This window comes from Mycobacterium sp., from assembly GCF_039583805.1.
Lineage (GTDB): Bacteria > Actinomycetota > Actinomycetes > Mycobacteriales > Mycobacteriaceae > Mycobacterium.
The window spans coordinates 1-16,423 of record NZ_JAVKSH010000013.1 but is presented as its reverse complement, the minus strand read 5'-3'; the positions used below and the strand labels follow the sequence as shown (position 1 = coordinate 16,423).

17 protein-coding genes are annotated in these 16,423 nt (G+C 71.0%); 4 read left to right on the top strand and 13 right to left on the bottom strand.

Annotated features, from left to right (window positions below; all coding sequences use genetic code 11):
* Window positions 1-69: 69 nt before the first annotated feature.
* Genes ABDW21_RS02985 through eccCa form a run of 4 tightly spaced genes read right to left on the bottom strand, consistent with a single transcriptional unit; the run spans window position 70 to window position 5,729 of the window.
* Complete coding sequence (locus ABDW21_RS02985) at window positions 70-372, bottom strand: WXG100 family type VII secretion target (RefSeq protein WP_343600176.1); 303 nt, start codon at window positions 370-372, stop codon at window positions 70-72.
* A complete protein-coding gene (locus ABDW21_RS02980) occupies window positions 369-698 on the bottom strand; it encodes a WXG100 family type VII secretion target (RefSeq protein ID WP_343600160.1) in 330 nt (109 codons plus the stop codon). The genes ABDW21_RS02985 and ABDW21_RS02980 overlap by 4 nt, the downstream gene beginning before the upstream one ends.
* A 40-nt stretch (window positions 699-738) precedes the next feature.
* Window positions 739-1,926, bottom strand: a complete 1,188-nt coding sequence (locus ABDW21_RS02975) for a type VII secretion-associated protein (protein ID WP_343600178.1) — start codon at window positions 1,924-1,926, stop codon at window positions 739-741.
* Window positions 1,923-5,729 carry a type VII secretion protein EccCa gene (eccCa, locus tag ABDW21_RS02970; protein WP_343710033.1) on the bottom strand — a complete coding sequence of 1,269 codons (3,807 nt, stop codon included), beginning with the start codon at window positions 5,727-5,729 and terminating at the stop codon, window positions 1,923-1,925. The genes ABDW21_RS02975 and eccCa overlap by 4 nt, the downstream gene beginning before the upstream one ends.
* 182 nt (window positions 5,730-5,911) lie before the next feature.
* Here eccCa and eccD point away from each other — a divergent pair, with 182 nt between their 5' ends.
* Both eccD and mycP read left to right on the top strand, forming a co-directional pair.
* Complete coding sequence (gene eccD / locus ABDW21_RS02965) at window positions 5,912-7,285, top strand: type VII secretion integral membrane protein EccD (protein WP_343600163.1); 1,374 nt, start codon at window positions 5,912-5,914, stop codon at window positions 7,283-7,285.
* Window positions 7,282-8,661 (top strand): type VII secretion-associated serine protease mycosin, encoded by a 1,380-nt coding sequence (gene mycP / locus ABDW21_RS02960; RefSeq protein ID WP_343600164.1) that lies wholly within the window; start codon window positions 7,282-7,284, stop codon window positions 8,659-8,661. The genes eccD and mycP overlap by 4 nt, the downstream gene beginning before the upstream one ends.
* Here the strand turns inward: mycP and eccB are convergent.
* Complete coding sequence (gene eccB, locus ABDW21_RS02955) at window positions 8,602-10,029, bottom strand: type VII secretion protein EccB (RefSeq protein ID WP_343600165.1); 1,428 nt, start codon at window positions 10,027-10,029, stop codon at window positions 8,602-8,604. The two genes, mycP and eccB, sit on opposite strands and share 60 nt — an antisense overlap.
* Window positions 10,030-10,219: 190 nt before the next feature.
* On the opposite strand from eccB, the gene ABDW21_RS02950 reads away from it, so the two are divergent.
* Entirely contained in the window at window positions 10,220-10,921 is a 702-nt protein-coding gene (locus tag ABDW21_RS02950) for a cutinase family protein (RefSeq protein WP_343600180.1), read from the top strand.
* A gap of 102 nt (window positions 10,922-11,023) precedes the next feature.
* Window positions 11,024-11,659 (top strand): cutinase family protein, encoded by a 636-nt coding sequence (locus ABDW21_RS02945; protein WP_343600182.1) that lies wholly within the window; start codon window positions 11,024-11,026, stop codon window positions 11,657-11,659.
* A gap of 21 nt (window positions 11,660-11,680) precedes the next feature.
* On the opposite strand, the gene truA is transcribed toward ABDW21_RS02945, so the two are convergent.
* The 8 genes from truA to infA form a co-directional block, all read right to left on the bottom strand.
* On the bottom strand, window positions 11,681-12,601 hold the full coding sequence (gene truA, locus ABDW21_RS02940; protein ID WP_343600184.1) for a tRNA pseudouridine(38-40) synthase TruA: 921 nt from the start codon (window positions 12,599-12,601) through the stop codon (window positions 11,681-11,683).
* A complete protein-coding gene (rplQ, locus tag ABDW21_RS02935; RefSeq protein WP_343600167.1) occupies window positions 12,558-13,097 on the bottom strand; it encodes a 50S ribosomal protein L17 in 540 nt (179 codons plus the stop codon). Before rplQ ends, truA begins: the two co-directional genes overlap by 44 nt.
* A 30-nt stretch (window positions 13,098-13,127) precedes the next feature.
* Window positions 13,128-14,171 carry a DNA-directed RNA polymerase subunit alpha gene (locus ABDW21_RS02930; RefSeq protein WP_343600168.1) on the bottom strand — a complete coding sequence of 348 codons (1,044 nt, stop codon included), beginning with the start codon at window positions 14,169-14,171 and terminating at the stop codon, window positions 13,128-13,130.
* Window positions 14,172-14,255: 84 nt separating this feature from the next.
* Window positions 14,256-14,861 carry a 30S ribosomal protein S4 gene (rpsD, locus tag ABDW21_RS02925; protein WP_343600170.1) on the bottom strand — a complete coding sequence of 202 codons (606 nt, stop codon included), beginning with the start codon at window positions 14,859-14,861 and terminating at the stop codon, window positions 14,256-14,258.
* Between the two features lie 26 nt (window positions 14,862-14,887).
* Window positions 14,888-15,310 carry a 30S ribosomal protein S11 gene (gene rpsK / locus ABDW21_RS02920; RefSeq protein WP_343600171.1) on the bottom strand — a complete coding sequence of 141 codons (423 nt, stop codon included), beginning with the start codon at window positions 15,308-15,310 and terminating at the stop codon, window positions 14,888-14,890.
* Window positions 15,311-15,314: 4 nt separating this feature from the next.
* On the bottom strand, window positions 15,315-15,689 hold the full coding sequence (rpsM, locus tag ABDW21_RS02915) for a 30S ribosomal protein S13 (protein ID WP_343600172.1): 375 nt from the start codon (window positions 15,687-15,689) through the stop codon (window positions 15,315-15,317).
* Window positions 15,690-15,857: 168 nt separating this feature from the next.
* Window positions 15,858-15,971 (bottom strand): 50S ribosomal protein L36, encoded by a 114-nt coding sequence (rpmJ, locus tag ABDW21_RS02910; protein WP_082082408.1) that lies wholly within the window; start codon window positions 15,969-15,971, stop codon window positions 15,858-15,860.
* Between the two features lie 50 nt (window positions 15,972-16,021).
* Window positions 16,022-16,243, bottom strand: coding sequence for a translation initiation factor IF-1 (gene infA, locus ABDW21_RS02905; RefSeq protein ID WP_003418601.1), 222 nt, complete (start codon window positions 16,241-16,243; stop codon window positions 16,022-16,024).
* Window positions 16,244-16,423: the final 180 nt, after the last annotated feature.

Genomic DNA, 16,423 nt, shown 5'->3' with positions numbered 1-16,423 from the left:
TCACTGCGCGGTCCCGCCGGTCTCTCCCCTCCGTCGGGACCGCGCAGAGTCTTCGCGGCCGGGGCGTTGCTACCGCAGCCAGAGGCCGGCCGCCCGCTGATCGGCGGCGGCGACGTCGTCGGCGCCGTCGCGGACGGCGTTTCCCAGCGCCACGAGCATGTCGTTGAGCGCGGTGGCGGCCTGGTGCCACGCGGCCTGCTCGACGCGGTACGCCTCGGCCGACGCCCTGGTCCACAGGTGCTGCAGCGGGGCGACCTGCGACCGCAGCTCGTGCAGTGCGGCGTTGAAGCGGGCCGACGTGGTGTGGATCTCCTGGCGGACGGTGTGCTCGATCTCGTCGAAGTTGTACGACAGCACCGGGTCCACCGTCAGCTCAGCTTCCCGCCGGCAGCGGCGATGTGGCGTTCATGGCCGTCGGCGGCCTCCCGCAGCGCGGCCTCGCTGGAGCGAATGGTCTCCGCGATGTCGCGCAGCGCCCGGTGCAGCTTCAGCGACTCGACGTTCCAGCGGTCCACCACGTCCTTGAACCGGGCCGCCGCGACGCCGCCCCACACCGACGCCGGCACGCTGCCCATCCGGCCGATGAAGGCGGCCAGCATCGCCCGGATCTCCTCGTTGCGGGCGTCGGTGGCGGCTGCGACGGACCGCATCAGGTCGAAGTCGGTGCTCAGCGTGGTGGTGTGCGCGGGTCTGCTCATGTCGGTAGGACGCCGCCGGCGCGGCCCGGGTTCCCCGATCTCACCGGATCGCGCGGGCCGAGCGCACCGCGCGCTCGCACACCTCGTCTACGGCGTCGTGACGGCCCGGCGGACTCTGACACCCGATGCTGATCCGCACGACGCGGTCCAGCAGGACGCTCCAGCGGATGTCGTGTGCGGGCCGGATTTCGCGGTAGGTGACCGCCGGCCGGCCCGCGCTGTGCGCCGACGGGTCGAAGTCGACGAAGACGCCGGCCGGCTCCGCGTCGATCGCGTGTTTGAGCGTCTCGGCGGTGCCGGTCAGCGTCTCTCCGGCAACGCGCGACTGCGTCACGTGCAACGCCACCTGCGGGTCGACCGGCGAGGTGACCTGCACGCGCGCCGAGCCGGGTCCGGCGGTTACCCGCTGCACCGGCCATTGCGCTGGAACTTCCAGCGCGACAACACCTTCCACCAGAAAGGTCGTCGCCGTCCCGCCGCCCGCCGACGGGTGGCCGCGGCTGAGCACACTCGACCCCGCCACCGCCGTGATCAGCACCAGGGCGGCCGCGACCATCCAGCGGCGCCCGCCGCGAGCGGCATCGGGAGCCGGCGGCCGGTCATCGGCCTGGTCCTGCGACAGCGCGGCCGCGGCAAGTCGCCGCACCCCGGCGTCGTCGACGCGAACTACGCAGCGGCCGCTCCGCGCCGACAGCGCCTCGGCGATCAGCGTCGCCAGTGTGTCGGCCTCGTCCACCGCGGCGGGCGCGTCGATCACCACCGGGCCGTCGGGTTCGGCGATGACGCCGGCAACCGTCGCGGCGACGTCCCGCGGCTCACCCAGGCGGGGTTCGGCCACCACCGCGGCGCCGGTGACGACGACGATCCGCTCGGCGATTTCGACGACTACGGCCGGGTGCGGCGAGCCGCGCGGGACGGCTCGGGCCAGCAGCCACGACCGCGGTCGCAGCTGCGCCTCGCCGGCGGCGGCGCGGAGCCGCTCGACCCGGGTGGGAGCCCACCACGATGGATGGACGACGACGACGCGCCCGCGGTCCGCGCAGCGCAGCGACCGCATGACGTCTCGCCACAGCGACTCGACACCAACCGGTCCGCCCCCGACCAGAGCCACCGGGTCGTCGATACCGTCGAGCGCGGCACGGGCCGTCTCAAGGTCGGCCACCCTGGCTGTGCCACAACATAATTGACGGATCGAACCCGGTCCGGCCTCGATCAGGTGGACGGTCACGGCGGCGGACTCCACGCGACCTGTATGCGTTGGCGCCCGCCGCGGCCGTCGGTCAGGGTGCCGCGGCCGGGGGGCAGCGGCTCGGGTCGCAGCGACCCGATCAGCGGACCGTCGTCCGGGCTTGCGCTCATCATCAGCGCCTGAGCGCCCGCGTCTCGCAGCTCGGCCAGCAGCGGCTCGAACATCGCCCGCGCCGCGCCCCCGCTGCGGCGCGCCACCACCAGGTGCAGGCCGAGGTCTTTGGCGTGCGGCAGGAATTCCAGCAGCGCGCTCAGCGGATTACCGTCCGCGGTGGCCACCAGGTCGTAGTCGTCCACCACCAGATAGATGTCCGGTCCCGACCACCAGGACCTGGCCCGCAGCTGCTCCTGGGTGACGACGGCCGGCGGCATTCGCCCGCGCAGCAGGTCGAGCAGGTCCGGGAGCAACACCGCCCATCCCGACGCCGACATGGCGTAGCCGCCCAGGTGCTCGGACTCCACGACGCCCAGCAGGGTGCGCCGGAAGTCGACGACGTAGAGCTGCGCGGCCGCGGCGGTCGCGGTCCGCATGATCTCCCGGCACACGGTGCGCAACGTGGTGGTCTTGCCGCATTCCGTTTCGCCTACCACCAGCAGATGCGGGGACCGTCCGAAATCAACTGCTGCTGGCTGTAATTCGCTTTCCTCGAGTCCGAGCAGGATTGCGCGGCGGTGGGCTGCCCGCTGCAGGACGGTGTGGTGCTCGACGCGGGCGGGCAGCACCGGTATCGCCGGTGCGGCGCACGCGCCGTGCCGCCGCCGCAGCACCCTGCCGATCCGGACCGCGCTCTCGGCCAGTCCGCTGGCCGAGGCGACGCCGTCCAGTCGGGGCAATGCGATCAGCGTGTGCAATCCGTCGCGGGACAGTCCACGCCCCGGCTCGCCTTCGGGCACGTGCTGCGCCCGGCGGCGGTCCATCTCGGAGTCGGCGGGATCACCCAGCCGCAATTCGAGGCGGGTGCCGATCTGATCCTTCACCGCGGGCCGCAGCTCCGCCCAGCGCGACGCCGACACCATGACGTGTACCCCGAATGACAGTCCCTGGCAAGCAATGCCGGTGATCGACGCCTCCAGCGAGTCGAACTCGCGGCACGCTGCGGCCCAGCCGTCGACGACGAGGAAGACGTCGCCGAACCGGTCGCACACCGGGTCGCGCCGGGCCAGCAGCCGGCGATACTGCGCCATCGAGTCGATGCCGTGGTCGCCGAAGACCGCCTCCCGGGCGCGGATGACTGCCTGGATCTCGGCGACCATCCGGACAGCCAGCTGCGGTGCTGCTCGGCCGGCGACCGCCCCGACGTGCGGCCAGGACCGCAGCGCCGCCAGCGTCCCGCCGCCGAAGTCCAGGCAGTAGAACTGCACCCGGCTCGGGTCGTGGGTCGCGGCAAGGGCGGTGATCAGGGTGCGCAGCGCCGTCGACTTGCCGGACTGCGGGGCACCGACGACGGCGACATTGCCGGCGGCCCCGGACATCTCGACGGACAACGGGGTGCGGCACTGCTCGAACGGGCAGTCGACGACGCCGATGGGGACCCTCAGGTCGGCCACCGCCGCGGCGGCGTCGCCCAGCACCGTGTCCAGCGCCGGCGCCGCCCCGAGCGGCGGCAGCCACACCTCGTGCGCGGGCGGGCCGTGTCCGCGTACCCGATCCACCACCGTCTGCAACACCGTGGGCCCCAACGCGGTGCCGGTGCCCGCACCGCGGCTGAGCGGTCCGCTCGGCGCGGCGGTGAATCGCCGCACCGACGCCGGGGTGCGCGGGCGCGGGCGGACCGCACCGGCAGACCCGGCGTTCGACGGCCCGGAGACGAAGGCCGTCTGGAAACGCACCGGATCGGACGAGCCGGTGCGCAGGTAGCCCGCGCCGGGGGTGCCGGGCAGCTCGTAGGCGTCGGACGTTCCCAGCACGATCCGTGATTCGTTGGCCGACAGTGTCTTCAAGCAGACACGATAGGACAGGTGCGACTCCAGCCCACGCAGTCTGCTTTCCTCCAGCCGTTGACTGGCCAACAGCAAATGCATACCCAGCGACCGGCCGAGCCGACCGATCGCGCCGAAGACGTCGGCGAAATCCGGCTGCTGGCTGAGCAGTTCAGAGAACTCGTCGACGATGATGAACAGCGCCGGCAGAGCGGCCAGCCGGGCACCGCTTCGGCGGGCCTGCTGGTAGGCCGCCACGCTGTCGCACGTGCCTGCCGCCCTGAGCAATTCCTGACGGCGGTGTATCTCACCGGTCAGCGCGTCGCGCATCCGGGCGACCAGCGGCGCCTCCTCGGACAGGTTGGTGATGACCGCCGCGACGTGCGGTGCCGGCTCCAGGCCCAGGAACGTCGCGCCGCCCTTGAAGTCGACCAGGACCAGGTTCAGCGCGTCCGGCGGGTGGCGCGCGATCATTCCCACGGCGACGGTGCGCAGGAACTCCGACTTGCCCGACCCGGTGGCGCCGATGCACAGCCCGTGCGGGCCCACGCCGTTCTCGGCCGCCTCCTTGATGTCGAGGTCGAGCGGTGTTCCCGTGCTCGTCGTGCCGATCGGAACACGCAGCCGGCTGCGCGGCGTCACTCTGTCCCACAACGTCGTCGGTGAAAACACGGCCGGGTCGCCGATGCCCGGCAGCGCCGGCCAGCCGCCGGGTGCCGCCTCGACCGCGGCGGCGGGCCGGTACGCGGCCAGCCGGCGCGCGCACGTCACCGCCGCGGCCGGGCTCATCTGGTCCGCGTCGGCCGTCGCTTCGCCGTCGGCGTGGATCACCGCGAGCCTGCCGCACGTCACCTGCACCCGCGCGGTACCTGCGGGCGGGGTCCTGTCGGCGGGGTCGCCGATCCGAAGCACCGTGACACCGTCGGCCGCGACGCCGGCGTGCCCGTCGTGTTCGTCGCCGTCGGCGACGATCACCACGTGATCCGCGTGCAACGCCGACAACGCGTAACGCGCCCGGGCCAGCGTCGGGTACACCATCCGCAGCGCACCGGCGTCGTCGCTGTCACGCGGATGCTGGTTGTGCGGCAACCACTTCAGCCAGCCCCAGTGCGCCGCGCAACGCTGGTCGATCGCGCCGACGATGCGCAGTCGGGTCGGGCTGTGCAGCACCGCGAGTTGGCAGACCAGCGCGCGCACCAGCCCGCGCGCCTCGGCCGCGTCACCGCTAACGGTCACATCCGAAAGCCCGCGCAACGACACCGTGACCGGCGCGGCCGGGATTGTCGAGTGAGTATGCAGGAAGCGGCGTAACGCCGACGCGGTCACCGGGTCGGTTCGGTCGGCCGGTCCGCGGGGCGGCGGCACCGGGCGCATCGCCAGCGGCACGGTCCCGGTCCCGACGCGCGTCACGCAGAAGTCGGGATCGCCCGCTCGCCGTTCCCACATCCGGCGGCCACCGATCAGCGTCCACAACGCGTCGGGGTCCGGATGACACCATAGCAGCGACGAACGTTGCGCAACAGCGGCTTTGGTCACATCGTCACGCAGGTCAGCGAGATAGGCAAGGTAGTCGGCGCGCTCGGTGCCGACCTCGCGGCCGCGGCGATTCGTGACCGCCGCCGCGGCCGTCGACAGCAGCATCAGCAGCGGGAACACCACGAACATCGGGGTGCGCACGGTGCCCGACCGGGCGGACACCATCGCCGCGAACATGCCGGCGGTCACGACCGCCACCACCACCGGCAGCAGCCGCACCATCGGGCTGCCCGGCTCGCGCCGCGCCGCGGCGGGTGGTGGCGCGACGGCAACGTCGGCGTGATCGAACGGCGGCGGCGTCAGTCGAGGTGCGAGGAGGAACTCCACAGTCGCGCAACCATCGTCGGACACGTCCACCTCGGTCCTCCCCCACGGCAGCGATGTCGTACGGCGACGGTAGCCGTCGCCCTCGCCGCAGCCAAGTCGGCTGTGGATCGCCGCACACCGTCGGCGCGGCGGTGCGCTAACGTGCGCGGGGCAGCACGCTCATCGGCGCGGGGAGGTCGCAGATGCCCGACGGTGACCTGTGCCGGGTGTCGTTGTGCCACGGCGCCGTCCAGGTCGACCTGGCGCTGCCGATAGCCGTGCCGGTGGTGTCGCTGATCCCGGCGATCATGGACATGCTGACGGCCGGCACCGGCCACGGCGATGACCCGGTCGCTGCCGGCTACCAGCTGTCCCGCCCTGGCGGCAGTACGCTCGAGGCGTCGCAGACACTGGGCCAGAACGGAATCCGCGACGGCGAGGTGCTGCTGGTGACGCGGTCGCAGGCACAGTTGCCGGCGCCGGGTTTCGACGACCCGGCCGAGGCGGTGTCGATGTCGCTGGCCGCGGCGCGGCCGTGGACCGGCCGGGGCGCGCGGCTCACCACCGTCGTCACCGCGAGCTGGCCGGCCGGCGCGGCGGCGGCGACGCTGATGCAGGCAGGGCTGCGCAGCGGCGACGCCCATCGGGTCGCGGCCGCGGCGATCGCCGCGGGCATCGCGGGCGTGGCTCTGGCCGCGGCGGCGTTCTCGCACCGCGGGTGTCGCGACGCCGTTGCGGGGCGGATGCCGGCCCTGTTCGCGGTCGGGTTCGCGGCGGTCGCCGGTCTTCTCGCGGTCCCCGGCGCCCCGGGCGTTCCGCACGCGCTGCTGGCCGCGACGGCTGCAGGCGTCGCGTCCGTCATCGTGCTGCAGGTACTCGACCGGAGCGCCACGCTGTTCGTCGTGATTGCCGTCGTGGCGTCGCTGGTCGCGGCCGCGGCGTTGGTGGGCACCCTCACCGCCGCGCCGCTGCAGGCCGTCGCCGCGGTGGTCACCGTGATATCGCTGGGCCTGCTGGAAGCATCGGCGCCGGTGTCGATCCTGCTGTCTGGCCTGTCCCCCCGGCTCGGCGACGACGATTCGCCATCGGCGCGTGAGCTGCTGCGCGCCAACGCGATTCGCGCCGACGTCCGGTTGACCGCGCTGGTCGGTGCGTCGTCGGTGTCAGCGGCGCTCGGAGCCGCCGGCGCAGCATTCGGCGCGGGCCGGGACGGTGCGTCGCACCCGCGCGGGGTGGCGCTGAGTGTCCTGACCGGCGTGCTGCTGCTGCTGCGCGCTCGCGCGCACCGTGACCCGACACGATCCGCGTCGCTCCTCGTGACCGGAATGGGCGCGCTGAGCTGTGCGTTCGGCGCGGCGGGCATGGCCTACCCGGCGCAGACGCCGCTGATCGCCACCACGGCGGCAGCGCTGGCGCTGGCCCTGACCCTTCCGGGCAGGCGCCGTTCTCCGATCGCGCTGTCCGCCCCGGCGCGACGCGGCGTCGCGGTGCTGGAGTACGCCGCGCTGGCCGGAGTCGTGCCGCTGGCGTGCTGGATCTGCGGGCTTTTCGGCGCTGCCCGGGGTATGCAGCTGTGACGCCGTCCCGGGCGCTGGCGTACCCGGTGGTCGCGGTGCTGGCGGTGCTGTCCGCGTCTGCAGCACCCGCGGCGCGCGCGATTGCGCCACCGCCCATCGACCACACGCTGCTGCCCCGGCCGGCGCCACCTGCGCCGCCGCAGCCGACCGTGCAACGCGACATCTGCGCCGCGCCGTCGAGAACCCCCGACGCCGGCAGCCCCAGCACGTCGCGCCAACTCGCCGGACTCGACCTGACACCGGTGTGGCGGCTCAGCCGCGGCTCCGGGCAGCGGGTGGCGGTCATCGACACCGGCGTCGCGCCGCACCCGCGGCTGCCCCAGACCGCCGCCGGGGGCGACTACGTGTTCACCGGCGACGGCTTACAGGACTGCGACGGCCACGGCACCGCGGTGGCCGGAATCATCGCCGCCGCAGCCGATCCCGCTCACCGCGACGGATTCGGCGGCGTCGCCCCGGATGTCCGGCTGATCAGCATCCGACAGTCCAGCGTCAAGTTCGCCGCGGCGGCCGATCCATCCGGCACCGGATTCGGCGACGTCGACACCATGGCCCGCGCCGTTCGCGCCGCCGCCGACCTGGGCGCCTCGGTGATCAACATCTCCGCGGTCGCGTGCGTCCCGGTCGGGACGACCCTCGACGACCGAGCCCTGGGAGCTGCGCTGGCCTACGCCGTCGACGCAAAGAACGCCGTCGTCGTCGCGGCTGCCGGGAACACCGGCGGACCCGGGAACTGCCCGGCTCAGCGGCCCGAGACAAGCTGGGACACCGCGACGGTCGCGGTCAGCCCGGCCTGGTACGACGATTACGTGCTCACCGTGGGTTCGGTGAACCCACGCGGCGCGCCGTCGTCGTTCACACTGGCCGGCCCCTGGGTGGATGTCGCCGCACCCGGCGAGTCGGCCGTATCGCTGAGCCCGTCGGGCGACGGCACCGTCGATACCCTGGGCGGACAGCCGCTGTCGGGCACCAGTTACGCCGCACCGGTGGTGAGCGGCCTGGCGGCCCTGATCCGGTCGCGCTTTCCGGCCATGACGGCCCGTCAGGTGATGCAGCGCATCGAAGCCACCGCGCATCACCCGCCCGGCGGATGGAATCCGCTCGTCGGCAACGGCCTGGTCGATTTCCTGGCGGCGGTCAGCACCGACGCCCCGTCGGACGGCGGTGCCGCCACGCCGACGCCACCCGTCGCGGTGCACCCCCCGGCAGCATCCCGGCCGGCCGGCCCGACCGCGCGTCGTACGGCGTTCACCGGGGCCGCGATCTGCCTTGCGGTGGCGGCTTTGGTGGCAGCCGCCGGCTCGGTGACGGCGCGGCTACGGCGGACCCGGGCGCACCCGGACCCCGGCGGCGGCCAGGCTGTCCCGGGCGACTGACGCGTCCGACCGGGACAACTCCGGTCCCGACGGCAGCGCGGCCAGCACCGGCCACGGCGCCGGGAGTGCCGTTGCCGGCAAACCGAGATCACCGGCGGAGCCGTCGTCGCGGATGCCGAAGCACACACCGGTGTCGATGATCAGGTGGCGGGTGCCGCCGTCGGCGTCGGACCCGGAAAGGCCGGTCGCGCGCACGTAGGCGGCGCGGCCGGGCGGCAGGTATACCGCGTCGAGCGCCGGGCCGGTACCGTCGGCCTGCGCTAGGGTCACCGCCGCGTGTCCGGCCGGGATCGGGAGCCCGCCGACGAGCACCGAGGTCGCGGCGCTGCCCGGCTCGACGGCCGCCCAGATCACACACAGCGCGGCGCCGTCGCCGACCCGCAGGGTGGCCACCTGGTCGGGAAACGTCGACACCGCAAGTTCGTCGACCGTCGGCGTGGCGCGGATCAGGTCCGGCGCCACCGCGACGATCGTGCGCGTGCCGCGCGAGTCGGTGAAGCGAATGAGGTCCGCGGCCGCGTGGCCGACCCGCTGGACGCCGTCGCCGAGCACGACGTAGTACTCGTCACCGTCGGCACGTGTCAGCCGCAGCACGCTGCCGACCGGGAATCCGGGCAGCGTGGCCGGCCCGCGGCCGCCGGCACCGGAAATCCGCGGCGGTGCTATCGGCGGCGCCTCCGGAATGGCGTTCAGCAATATCCGCGACACCGGCTGTGGGACAGCATTTTCCAGTCGCAGGGCATGCACAACCGCGGGCTCGGCAAGGTCGACGACCGCGCGTCGACCGTCGTAGACAAGGTAGGTCGATCCGCCGGAGTCCGGCGTCACCAGCAGCGCCTGGGCAGGGGTCAGTCGATGCGATGACGGCGTGTCAACCGGGTCCACCACCGCCGTGGTGCCCGGCGCGGCGGCGTCGCACACCGCCCAGCGGTCGTCCCCGGCGGCCAACGGCTCGGGCAGGGACTGCGGAGCGCCCGGGATGCCGAGCAGCGGGCCCCGTTTGGTGGCGCGCAGTTCGGACTCGGCCACCGGCCGCGGGTCGCTGTCCGACTGCACGATCAGCCGCGCCGAGGCCAGGTTCAACACCGGGTGCAGGGTGTCACCCAGCCGGACGTAGAGCGCGCCGGATTCTCGGGCCATGACGATCGGCGCGTCGCCGAGGGACCCGTGCGGCCGCAGCACCGCCAGCACCGCACACCCCGCCGCCAGGACCGTCGTCAGCGCCAAACCGGCCAGCAGCGACCAAGCCGGTGCGTGGACCGGGTCGTCGCCGGCGGGGACTTCCCTGCGCAACAGCGCCCGCTCCACGCGCCGCAGCACAAACAGATACCCGCTGACATCCAGCCGCGATGTCCGTTGCCGTGCCATAGGCCCCCCGAGTGCGTGGCGATCAGCATAGGCGACCCTGGCAGCACCACCATTACGCCGATCCACAGCGGCCGGGTCGCCGTCGTCGAACTGGGCACCTGTGCGGCCCGGCCGGTAATATCGGCGTGTGAGCACAACCGGCGTAACCCCGTCGACGGCCCGTTTCCGCTGGCCGCGGCGCCGCGCTGGGCTGGGCTGGGCTGGGCTGGGCGCCGCCGCCGTGCTGGCCGCGGGCGCGCTGCTGGTCACATCGAGCATCACGCCGCGCGGGGTGCCGTCAGCCGCCGCCACGGACTGCCCCGACGTCGAGGTGATCTTCGCCCGCGGCACCAGTGAGCCGCCCGGCCTGGGTCCGATCGGCCAGGCGCTGGTCGACTCGCTGCGCGCCGACACCGGCTTGAACATCGACGCCTACGGCGTGAACTATCGGGCGGGTCGACTGCAACTCGGCGGAGGCGACGGCGCCAAAGACACCATCTCCCGGGTCAAGAACGTGGTGCGCGAATGTCCGGACACCAAGATCGTGCTGGGTGGCTTCTCGCAGGGCGCGTCGGTGATGGACATCGTGGCCGGCGTCCCGGTCGGCGGAATCACCTTCGGTAGTCCGCTGCCCACCGAGTACGTCGACAACATCACGGCCCTGGCCACGTTCGGAAACATCGCTGATCGTGCGGGCACCCCGATTTCCCAACAAAGTACGCTGCTGGGCTCGAAGGCCATCGACCTGTGCAGCGCCGGCGACCCGATCTGTCACGCCGGCCCCGGCAATGAGTTCAGTTTTCACGTCGACGGCTACGTGCCCGGCTTGACCAATCAGGCGGCCAGGTTCATCGCGGCCCGCCTCGCCGCCTCCGCAGTTGCGGGTGAGCAACCCGAAGCGCATCTCAGTTAGCTGGACTAATATCGTGCTGTGCGCACACCGTCAGCGAGCCCGCGGCCGCGGGGATGCCTCGGCTGCCGGGTGCCGACCACCCACCGGTCGGCTATTCGTCCGGTGGCCGCGCTGCTCGCGGTAGCGGTGATCGCGCTCGCAGTGGTGCCCACACCAACGGCTTCGGCGGCGTCGTGTCCGGACGCGCAACTGGTGTTCGCCCGGGGCCGACTTGAGCCGCCCGGCGCCGGCCAGATCGGCACAGCGCTTCTCGGTGCGCTGCGATCCCGGGTTCCCGGCAAAAACATCGGCCTGTACGCCGTCAACTACGAAGCGGACACCGATGTTCAGCGCGGCGCCGACGACATGAGCGGCCACCTTGCGCAGATGGCCGACAACTGTCCCGGCACCCGGCTCGTCGCGGGTGGGTACTCGCTCGGTGCGGCCGTCACTGACGTGGTGCTCGCAGTGCCTACCGCGATCTTCGGCTTCAACAACCCGCTGCCGCCGGGCATCGACGACCATATCGCCGCGGTCGCGCTGTTCGGCAACGGGACGCAATGGGTGGGACCGATCACCGCCTTCAATCCGACGTACGCTGACCGGACCATCGAGTTGTGTCATGGCGCCGATCCGATCTGCAACCCGGCCGACCCCAACACCTGGCAAAACAATTGGCCTGAGCACCTGGCCGGCGCCTATCTCAACTCCGACATGGTCGGGCAGGCCGCCGACTTCGTGGCGGCCAGGCTCCGGTAGCCGACCGCGGGCCCGGCCGGCTCAGTCAGGCGAACGCAGGCCGCGGGTGATGATGGTCCGCGCCGCCAGTTCGCCCTCGGGTGGGTAGTCCACCCCGATCAGCGTCAGCCCCCGCGCCGGCGCGGCCGTCAAGTCGCTGGATCGCTGTGTGGCGGTGAGCAGCTCCTGGCACCAGGCCGCGCTGCGCCGGTGTTCTCCGACCGCCAGCAACGCCCCGACCAACGATCGCACCATCGACCAGCAGAATGCGTCGGCGCTGAGGTGCGCGGTGACCAGTTCGCCGTCGCGCGACCACTCCAGTCGCTGCAGGTCGCGAATGGTGGTGGCGCCCTTGCGGTGACGGCAGAAGGCGGCAAAGTCGTGCAACCCCAACAAAGCTTGTGACGCCGCCGCCATCGCGTCCACGTCCAGGCCGCGCGGCCAGGCGGTGACGTAGCGCGCCTCCTGCGGAGTGGCCCCGAAGGGCGCCGTCGACAGCCGGTAGGCGTAATGCCGGCGCAGGGCCGAGAATCGAGCGTCGAAACCCGCTGGTGCCCGGTCGATCTGGCGAACCCGGACGTCGCTGGGCAGTAACCGGGCGAGGCGCCGCACCAGCGGTAGGAATTCCGATTCAGCCGGCCGCGGTGAGCGCGGGTAGGCGTTGGGCAGCGCACCGACCGGGACATCGGCATGCGCCACCTGCCCGGCGGCGTGCACGCCGGTGTCGGTGCGCGCGGCCGTGCGTAGCCTTACCGGTGCCCGAAACACCGTGGACAGCGCATCGTCGAGAACTCCCGCCACCGTGCGTTGACCCGGCTGTGCTGCCCAGCCGGCGAAATCCGTTCCATCGTAGGCGATATCGACGCGAAGACGAACGTGCCCGCCACCGGCGTCGGTGGCGGGCACGTTCACGGTGTCCTCAGGACTCGTCGGACTCGGCCTCGGCGGGTTCGTCGTCGGCAGGCGACTCGTCGGACTCGGCCTCGACCGTGGCGTCGACGGCCGGGTCCGGGGCGACGGCCGGCTCCGGGGCAGCTTTGGGGGCGGCCGCCGACTTGGTGCCGGCGGCCCGGCGGGCCCGGTCGGCCTCCGACGTCACCGTCTTCTCCCGCACCAGCTCGATCACCGCCATCGGGGCGTTGTCGCCTTTGCGCGCCTCGACTTTGACGATGCGGGTGTAGCCGCCGACGCGGTCGGCGAAGAACGGCCCGATCTCGGCGAACAGGCTGTGCACCACATCTTTGTCGCGGATCTTCTTGAGCACCTCACGCCGGTTGTGCAGCGTGCCCTTCTTGGCGTGGGTGATCAGCTTTTCCGCGTAGGGCCGCAACGCCCGCGCCTTGGGCTCGGTGGTCGTGATCCGGCCATGCTCGAACAGCGACGTCGCCAGGTTGGCCAGAATCGCCTTTTGATGCGACGACGACCCGCCGAGGCGACGGCCTTTGGTGGGCTTGGGCATTGCTGAGGCTCCTGTCTTGAATGGCTGCCGTTACAGCTGTTCGGTTTCGGCGTAGTCGTGGTCGTCGTAACCGGTGTCGTTGGACCACGTGCCGGTGGCGGCGTCGTAGCCCACGACCTGCGACGGGTCGAAGTGAGCGGGACTGTCCTTGAGTGAAAGCCCCAGCTGGTGCAGCTTGACCTTCACCTCGTCGATCGACTTCTGCCCGAAGTTGCGGATGTCGAGCAGGTCGGACTCGGTCCGCGAAACCAGCTCGCCGACCGTGTGCACACCCTCACGCTTGAGGCAGTTGTAGGACCGTACGGTCAGGTCCAGGTCGTCGATCGGCAGGGCGAAGGACGCGATGTGGTCGGCCTCGGCCGGCGACGGCCCGATCTCGATACCTTCCGCGTCGACGTTCAGTTCGCGTGCCAGGCCGAACAATTCGACCAGCGTCCTGCCCGCCGACGCCAGTGCGTCACGCGGCGCGATCGAACTCTTGGTCTCCACGTCGAGGATCAGCTTGTCGAAGTCGGTGCGCTGCTCGACCCGCGTGGCGTCCACCTTGTAGGTGACCTTGAGCACCGGCGAGTAGATGGAATCCACTGGAATGCGGCCGATTTCGGCGCCCGACGCCTTGTTCTGCACAGCCGGGACGTAGCCCCGGCCACGCTCGACGACGAGCTCGACCTCGAGTTTGCCCTTGTCGTTCAGCGTCGCGATGTGCATGTCGGGGTTGTGCACCGTGACACCGGCCGGCGGCACGATGTCGCCGGCGGTGACCTCACCCGGGCCCTGCTTGCGCAGATACATCGTCACCGGCTCGTCCTCCTCGGAGGACACCACCAGACCCTTGAGGTTCAAGATGATGTCGGTGACGTCTTCCTTGACGCCGGGCACGGTGGTGAACTCGTGCAGCACGCCGTCGATACGGATGCTGGTAACCGCCGCGCCGGGAATCGACGAAAGCAAGGTCCGGCGCAGCGAATTCCCCAGAGTGTAGCCGAATCCGGGCTCCAACGGCTCGATGACGAACTGCGAGCGGCTGTCGCCGACAACCTCTTCGGACAAGGTGGGTCGCTGTGAGATCAGCATGGTGTTTGTTGTTCCTTTCGACGTCCGCCATATGACGTCTTTGGGGGTACTCGGGGGCCGGTTCTCCTTCGAGCCCCCGAGGGTCTACTTCGAGTAAAACTCGACGATGAGCTGCTCGGTGAGTGGGACGTCGATCTGCGTCCGCTCCGGCAGCTGGTGAATCAGGATGCGTTGGCGCTCCCCGGCCACCTGCAGCCAGCTCGGGATCGGGCGGTCACCGGAGGTCTCCCGCGCGATCTGGAACGGCACGCTGTTCAGCGATTTGTCCCGCACGTCGACGATGTCGTACTGCGACACCCGGTAGCTCGGGACGTTCACCTTCACTCCGTTGACGGTGAAGTGGCCGTGGCTGACCAGCTGACGGGCCATCCGGCGGGTCCGGGCCAGCCCCGCGCGGTAGACCACATTGTCGAGCCTGCTCTCCAAAATCTGCAGCAGCTGCTCACCGGTCTTGCCGGGACGGCGCACCGCCTCCTCGTAGTAGCGACGGAACTGCTTCTCCATCACGCCGTAGGTGAAGCGCGCCTTCTGCTTCTCCTGCAGCTGCTGACGGTATTCGCTCTCCTTGATCCGCGCGCGGCCATGCTGCCCGGGCGGGTAAGGGCGCTTCTCGAAAGACTGATCGCCGCCGACCAGGTCGACGCCCAGCCTGCGCGATTTGCGGGTGACGGGTCCGGTGTACCGAGCCATGGATTGTTCTCCTCCCTCGACCCTGACTAGACCCGACGCCGTTTGGGTGGGCGGCAACCGTTGTGCGGCTGGGGTGTGACGTCGGAGATCGCGCCGACCTCCAGGCCCGCGGCCTGCAGCGAGCGGATCGCCGTCTCCCGGCCCGAGCCCGGGCCCTTCACGAACACGTCGACCTTGCGCACCCCGTGCTCCTGGGCTTTGCGCGCCGCATTCTCGGCGGCCAGCTGCGCGGCAAACGGCGTCGACTTGCGGGAACCCTTGAAGCCGACATGCCCCGACGACGCCCACGCGATCACGTTGCCCTGCGGGTCGGTGATCGTGACGATCGTGTTGTTGAACGTGCTCTTGATGTGCGCGGCGCCGTGCGGGATGTTTTTCTTCTCCCGCCGCCGGGTCTTCTGGCCCTTCTTGGGCGCTTTGGACGTCGCCGTCGCCTTCTTCGGTGGCATGGGGTTACCTGGCCTTCTTCTTGCCCGCGATGGTGCGCTTGGGGCCCTTGCGGGTCCGCGCGTTCGTCTTGGTCCGCTGGCCGCGCACCGGCAGGCCGCGGCGGTGCCGCAGACCCTGGTAGCAGCCGATCTCGATCTTGCGGCGAATGTCGGACTGCACCTCGCGCCGCAGGTCGCCCTCCACCTTCACATTGGCTTCGATGTAGTCGCGCAGGTGGGTCAGCTGGTCGTCGGTGAGGTCCTTGGTGCGCAGATCCTTGTCGATGCCGGTAGCGGCCAGAATCTCGCTGGACCGGGTCCGGCCGATGCCGAAGATGTAGGTCAACGCGACCTCCATGCGCTTGTCGCGCGGCAGGTCGACGCCCACAAGTCGAGCCATGGGTGGCATTCCCTCTCTATGCGGAGGTCTGATCCCAGCCCGTTCCCGGCCGAGTGCTCCGGGGTCCGGCCTCCGTTCCGGACGTCGATGAGCGGTCCATCTGGAAAATATTCCATCCGCTCACTGGTACTGGGAGGTCTGTATTCAGTTGTGCCGCGGAAGCCTTGACTAACCCTGTCTCTGCTTGTGGCGCGGATCGGAGCAGATCACCATGACCCGCCCGTGCCGGCGGATCACCCTGCACTTGTCGCACATCGGCTTGACACTCGGGTTGACCTTCACGGCGTGTTCGATCCTGTCTTCTCGCTGGCTGGCGCGGTTCGGGCGGTCGGCTACTTGTACCGGTACACGATGCGGCCCCGGGACAGGTCGTAGGGAGACAACTCCACCACCACCCGGTCCTCGGGCAGGATGCGGATGTAGTGCTGCCGCATCTTGCCGCTGATGTGGGCGAGCACCTTGTGGCCGTTTTCCAGCTCAATGCGAAACATCGCGTTGGGCAGCGGCTCGACCACCCGGCCCTCCACCTCGATGGCACCGTCCTTTTTGGCCATTGCTGTGCCGCGATCCTCCGTGTCCTCGTCAACCCGCCCGGTTCGGTGCAGCACCGGCCGGCTGCATGACGTGAACCGATGATCGGAAGTAATTCCAAGACTGGGCACACAAGAAGCCGACACATATGCTGCGCCGTTACCCCACAATACCCGCATCGCCGGAACGCGCCAAAACGGGCC

Excerpts from the sequence above, each read along its gene's own strand:
- ABDW21_RS02930 (WP_343600168.1), bottom strand. The coding sequence starts at position 14,171 with ATGCTGATCTCACAGCGACCCACCTTGTCCGAAGAGGTTGTCGGCGAC.
- infA (WP_003418601.1), bottom strand. The coding sequence starts at position 16,243 with ATGGCCAAAAAGGACGGTGCCATCGAGGTGGAGGGCCGGGTGGTCGAG.
- rpsD (WP_343600170.1), bottom strand. The coding sequence starts at position 14,861 with ATGGCTCGGTACACCGGACCCGTCACCCGCAAATCGCGCAGGCTGGGC.
- rpsK (WP_343600171.1), bottom strand. The coding sequence starts at position 15,310 with ATGCCACCGAAGAAGGCGACGGCGACGTCCAAAGCGCCCAAGAAGGGC.
- rpsM (WP_343600172.1), bottom strand. The coding sequence starts at position 15,689 with ATGGCTCGACTTGTGGGCGTCGACCTGCCGCGCGACAAGCGCATGGAG.
- ABDW21_RS02980 (WP_343600160.1), bottom strand. The coding sequence starts at position 698 with ATGAGCAGACCCGCGCACACCACCACGCTGAGCACCGACTTCGACCTG.
- eccB (WP_343600165.1), bottom strand. The coding sequence starts at position 10,029 with ATGGCACGGCAACGGACATCGCGGCTGGATGTCAGCGGGTATCTGTTT.
- rplQ (WP_343600167.1), bottom strand. The coding sequence starts at position 13,097 with ATGCCCAAGCCCACCAAAGGCCGTCGCCTCGGCGGGTCGTCGTCGCAT.
- eccD (WP_343600163.1), top strand. The coding sequence starts at position 5,912 with ATGCCCGACGGTGACCTGTGCCGGGTGTCGTTGTGCCACGGCGCCGTC.